The organism is Devosia sp. (assembly GCF_041917035.1).
Classification (GTDB): Bacteria; Pseudomonadota; Alphaproteobacteria; order Rhizobiales; family Devosiaceae; genus Devosia_A.
Window position 1 is genome coordinate 1 of the sequence record NZ_JAYRYM010000255.1, and the last position, 5,107, is coordinate 5,107.

The 5,107-nt window shown below is 66.9% G+C and carries 4 protein-coding genes; all 4 read left to right on the top strand.

The window, feature by feature from the left end:
* Positions 1-290: 290 nt before the first annotated feature.
* The 4 genes from ACE3TU_RS18630 to ACE3TU_RS18645 all read left to right on the top strand — a co-directional run bounded on the left by ACE3TU_RS18630 (position 291) and on the right by ACE3TU_RS18645 (position 4,987).
* Positions 291-1,301: a BMP family protein gene (locus ACE3TU_RS18630; protein ID WP_374626946.1), complete on the top strand. Its 1,011-nt coding sequence runs from the start codon at positions 291-293 to the stop codon at positions 1,299-1,301.
* Between the two features lie 96 nt (positions 1,302-1,397).
* The gene (locus tag ACE3TU_RS18635; protein ID WP_374626952.1) at positions 1,398-2,921 is read left to right on the top strand and encodes an ABC transporter ATP-binding protein; all 1,524 of its coding nucleotides are present in this window, start codon (positions 1,398-1,400) and stop codon (positions 2,919-2,921) included.
* Entirely contained in the window at positions 2,918-4,018 is a 1,101-nt protein-coding gene (locus ACE3TU_RS18640) for an ABC transporter permease (protein WP_374626948.1), read from the top strand. The genes ACE3TU_RS18635 and ACE3TU_RS18640 overlap by 4 nt, the downstream gene beginning before the upstream one ends.
* Before the next feature lie 3 nt (positions 4,019-4,021).
* A complete protein-coding gene (locus ACE3TU_RS18645) occupies positions 4,022-4,987 on the top strand; it encodes an ABC transporter permease (RefSeq protein ID WP_374626950.1) in 966 nt (321 codons plus the stop codon).
* Positions 4,988-5,107: the final 120 nt, after the last annotated feature.

The window sequence follows — 5,107 nt, forward strand, 5'->3', positions numbered from 1 at the left end:
TTCGTGCCAGCGGCGGGGCCGATGGCGGCATCATGAAACTGGGCAGGGCGGTGATCGGCAACTCGGCGCAACGCATCATCGACGGCTTCTTCGAGCGCTTCGGCCGTGCCATGGGCGCGGACGTGACTCCGTTGCAGGGCTGAATGCCACGCAGTTTTTTCCATTTGGTCAAAAAAGCCGCCGCATCCCTCTTGCCGAGCGCGCGATTGCACGATTGTATTCGCCGTTAACGCGCCGGGCTGTCAGGGCGGCATTTGCCGTTGCCGGACGCGAAACAGGGAGACTGATCCATGAACCATTTCAGCAAGCATCTCGGCGTTCTCGCCGCGGGCGTCGCCATGTCGGCTCTGGCTGCCGGCGCCGCACTCGCCGATCCGGCGATCATCTATGACCTGGGCGGCAAGTTCGACAAGTCGTTCAACGAGGCGGCCTACAACGGTGCCGAGGCCTGGAAGGCCGAGTCCGGCGGCGCCTACATCGATCTCGAGCTGCAGAACGACGCGCAGCGCGAGCAGGCCCTGCGCCGCTTCGCCTCGCAGGGTGCCAACCCGATCGTCATGGCCGGCTTCTCGTGGGGCACCGCCCTCGGCACCGTCGCCGCCGAGTTCCCGGATACCAACTTCGTCGTCATCGACGCCGTCGTCGATCAGCCGAACGTGCAGTCGATCATCTTCGACGAGCACACCGGCTCGTTCCTCGTCGGCGCGCTCGCCGCGCTGAAGTCCACCACCGGCACCGTCGGTTTCGTCGGCGGCATGGACGTGCCGATCATCCACAAGTTCTACTGCGGCTACGCCCAGGGCGCCAAGGCCGCCAACCCGGCGGTCAAGCTGATCGAGAACTATACCGGTACCACCCCGGCCGCCTGGAACGACCCGGTCACCGCCGGTGAGCTCACCAAGGCGCAGTTCGATGCCGGCGCCGATATCGTCTTCGCCGCCGCCGGCGGTTCGGGCCTCGGCGTGCTGCAGGCCGCCGCCGACGCCGGCAAGCTCGCCATCGGCGTCGACAGCAACCAGAACTACCTGCATCCGGGCTCGGTGCTGACCTCGATGCTGAAGCGCGTCGACGTCGCCGTCACCACCGCCTTCAAGGAAGCCGGCGACGACGCCACCTTCAAGCCGGGCATCACCGTGCTCGGCCTCGCCCAGAACGGCGTCGGCTACTCGCTCGACGAGCACAATGCCTCGCTGATCGATGACGCGCTGAAGGCCAAGGTCGACGAGCTGTCGGCCAAGATCCAGTCGGGCGAGATCGTCGTCCACGACTACACCGCCGACTCGACCTGCCCCGGCATCTGAGTGGCGTCGGTGACGTCCACCGCCCAGACGGGTGACACACATGCGCAGCGGCCCCAAGGGGCCGTTGCGTCTTCGGCCGTTGCGTCCGAGTTCGCCATCGAACTCGAAAAGATCAACAAGCGCTTCGGCCCGGTTCACGCCAATCGCGACATCGACCTCAAGATCCGCCGCGGCTCGGTGCACGGCATCGTCGGCGAGAACGGCGCCGGCAAGTCGACGCTGATGTCGATCCTCTACGGCTTCTACACCGCCGATTCCGGCGAAATCCGTGTCGACGGCGTGCCGCACAGGATCACCGATTCCCGCCACGCCCTGGCCCTCGGCATCGGCATGGTGCACCAGCACTTCATGCTGGTCGACAACTTCTCCATCCTCGAAAACGTCATCCTCGGCGTCGAGGACAATGCGCTGCTCGGCCCCAGCCTCGAGCGCGCCCGCAAGGAACTGCAGCGCCTCGCCCACGAGTACAACCTCGAAGTCGATCCCGATGCGATCATCGAGGACGTTTCGGTCGGCACCCAGCAGCGCGTCGAGATCCTCAAGGCCCTCTACCGCGGCGCCGACGTCCTCATCCTCGACGAACCGACGGGGGTGTTGACCCCTTCCGAGGCGGACGATCTGTTCCGTGTGCTGCGCGTCCTGCGCGACCAGGGCAAGACCATCATCCTCATCACCCACAAGCTGCGCGAGATCATGGCGATCACCGACTATGTCTCGGTGATGCGCCAGGGCGCGATGGTGGCGACGCTCGAGACCAGGACCACCAACCCCGAGGAACTGGCCGAACTGATGGTCGGCCGCCGCGTGCTGCTGCGCGTCGAGAAGGGGCCGGCACATCCGGGCGAGGTCTTCCTCGCCGTCGACAATCTCGTGGTCAAGGACGACCTCGGGGTCACCCGCGTCAAGGACGTGAGCTTCACCGTGCGCGGCGGCGAGATCGTCGGCATCGCCGGGGTCGCCGGCAACGGCCAGACCGAGTTGCTCGAATCCGTCTCCGGCATGCGCGACCAGGCGAGCGGCACGGTCCGGCTGAAGGGCACGCCGCTCTCGCTCGAGGGCGATGACGGCGCGCATCGGGCCCGCCAGGCCGGGCTTGCCCATGTCCCCGAGGATCGTCAGCGCATGGGCCTCGTCACCGCCTTCGAGGAGTGGGAGAATGCCATCCTCGGCTACGAGGATGATCCGGCCTATGGCACGGGCATGCTGCTCGATATCCGGGCGGCCCGCGACAAGGCTCGCCAGCGCATCGCCGAATTCGACATCCGGCCGGCCAACGAACGCCTGAAGACCGCCAACTTCTCCGGCGGCAACCAGCAGAAGATCGTGCTCGCCCGCGAGATGTCGAGCAACCCCGAAGTGCTCATCGTCGGCCAGCCCACCCGCGGCGTCGATATCGGTGCCATCGAGTTCATCCACAACCAGATCATCCGGATGCGCGACGCGGGCAAGGCGATCCTGCTCGTCTCGGTCGAGCTCGACGAGATTCGCTCGCTCGCCGACCGCATCCTCGTCATGTTCGACGGCCAGATCGTCGGCGAGGCCGATCCGGCGACTGCGACCGAGGGCGAGCTCGGTCTGATGATGGCCGGCGTCACCGCCGGGAAGGGAGCCGACAGATGAGCGCCCTTCGTCCACTGCCGCGCTGGGCCGATATCCTGCTCCTGCCGCTGATCAACCTGACGCTGGCCTTCGTCGTCTCCGGCCTCGTCGTGCTCGCCATCGGGCAGAACCCGCTGGCCGCGCTCGAGGCCATCGTCGGCGGCGCCTTCGGCAACGGCTACAATATCGGCTACACGCTCTACTATTCGACCAACTTCATCTTCACCGGCCTCGCCGTGGCCGTCGCCGCGCATGCCGGCCTGTTCAACATCGGCGGCAACGGCCAGGCCTATATCGCCGGGCTCGGCGTCATCCTCGTCGCCCTGCCGCTGCAGTTCCTGCCCTGGTGGATCACATTCCCGGTTGCCGTGATCGCCGGCGCCGCCGTCGGCGGTTTCTGGGCCTTCGTGCCGGGCTGGCTGCAGGCGAAGCGCGGCAGCCACGTCGTCATCACCACCATCATGTTCAACTTCATCGCCGCCGCGATCATGGTCTACATGGTGGTCAACGTGCTCAAGCCGGCCGGCGTGCTGGCCCCGGAATCGGCGATGATCGCGCCCGAGGGCCGCATGCCCAAGCTCGGCACCTTCATCCCCTGGTTCAAGAACACCGACGTCAACTTCACCCTGATCCTCGCGCTCGCCTGCCTCGTCGGTGCCTACATTCTCATCTGGCATACGCGCTTCGGCTTCCAGATGCGGGCGCTTGGCCACAACCCCACCGCCTCGAGCTATGCCGGCATCTCCAATTCGCGCACCATCATGATCGTCATGACGCTGTCGGGCGCGCTCGCCGGCATGGTGGCGGTCAACCAGATCGTCGGCGTGCAGTACCGGCTGGTGCTCGACTATGTCGCCGATGCCGGCTTCGTCGGCATCGCGGTGGCGCTGATGGGCCGCAACCACCCGGTCGGCATCCTCTTTGCCGCCCTGCTGTTCGGCGCCCTCTACCAGGGCGGCAACGAGCTGCAATACGTGATCCCCGGCCTGTCCAAGGAAATGGTCGTCGTCATCCAGGCCCTGGTGATCCTCTTCACCGGTGCCATGGAGGGCCTCTTCCGCCCCGGCCTGCAGCGGGCCTTCATGCTGTTCGGCACCTCGGCGAAGCGGGAGGCCTGAGCCATGGACATGGCCCTCGTCCTCTCTACCCTCGATGCCACGCTGCGGCTCTCGACGCCCCTGCTCTTTGCCAGCCTTGCCGGCCTCTATTCGGAACGCTCGGGTGTGTTCGACATCGGACTCGAGGGCAAGATGCTGATGGCCGCCTTCGCCGCCGGCGCGGCCGCCTCGGTCTTCGACTCGGTCTGGATCGGCCTCCTCGCCGGCATTCTCGTCTCGCTGGGGACGGCGGGGCTGCAGGGGGCGGCCGCCATCACCCTCAAGGGCAACCAGCTGATCGCCGGTACCGCCATCAACATGCTGGCAGCCGGCCTCACCACGTTTCTGGGCATCCAGTGGTTCGCCCAGGGTGGCCGCACGCCGCAGCTCAAGGCCGGCCAGCGCTTCACCGACATCACGCTGCCCTTCGCCGACGAGCTGCAGGGCATCCCGGTTCTCGGGCCGATCTACCACGACCTCATTTCCGGCCATAACCTCCTCGTCTACCTGGCCTTTCTCACCGTGCCGATCACCTGGTTCGTGCTTTACCGCACCCGCTTCGGCCTGCGCCTGCGCGCCGTCGGCGAGAATCCCAAGGCCGTCGACACCGCCGGCATCTCGGTCATTCGCCTGCGCTACCAGGCGGTGCTGATCACCGGGCTGCTCTGCGGGCTCGCCGGCGCCTTCTTCTCGATCGCCCAGGGCTCGGGCTTCGGCAACAACATGACCGCCGGCAAGGGCTTCATCGCGCTCGCCGCGCTGATCTTCGCCAAGTGGAAGCCGGTGCCGGTGATGCTCACCTGCCTGCTGTTCGGCTTCCTCGACGCGCTGCAGATCCGCCTGCAGAGTGCCGAGATCTTCGGCGTCGAGGTGCCGGTCCAGGCCATCCAGGCGCTGCCCTACGTGCTGACCGTCGTGCTGCTCGCCGGCTTCATCGGCAAGGCCGTCGGCCCCAAGGCCGGCGGCGTGCCGTATACCAAGGAGCGGTGAGCGTGCTCACTGTCTGGCCACAAGCACCGGCCCCCACCTCCCCCGCGACGGGGGAGGCAAGCGCAGCTTGTGAGCGCAGCGAGCTAGCGCAGGTCGGAGGGGGTGTGCGGAACCACCCAG